Annotated in this window: 1 protein-coding gene; it reads right to left on the reverse strand. The window is 53.6% G+C overall.

The features are described 5' to 3' along the window. On the reverse strand, positions 1–278 hold a 278-nt coding region (locus AB9F29_RS22555), incomplete at both ends, for a hypothetical protein (RefSeq protein ID WP_369757333.1).

Consider the following 278-nt stretch of genomic DNA (forward strand, 5'->3'; position numbering starts at 1 on the left):
CTCATTACGTCGAACGAGTTCCATGGATCCAGCGGTGATTTTCCACCAAGGGCCAACGGCAGAAATCGGCACTGTTGAGGAAAAACGCGCGTCGGATATGGACGCGTCGACTTGCTCGGACCTCACAACATATCCAACTGAACTCACGACACGAACGTTCCCATCAAGGCGGGCGCTTTGAGTGTCGGTATTTATGACCCCAGTTTCGGACTCAAGAGTAACGATGGCCCCCTCTGGTAACTCGAACTCTGCGTTAAAGCCTTCGGTGGTGATCGTGC

Source organism: Falsihalocynthiibacter sp. S25ZX9 (assembly GCF_041205405.1).
GTDB lineage: Bacteria > Pseudomonadota > Alphaproteobacteria > Rhodobacterales > Rhodobacteraceae > Falsihalocynthiibacter > Falsihalocynthiibacter arcticus.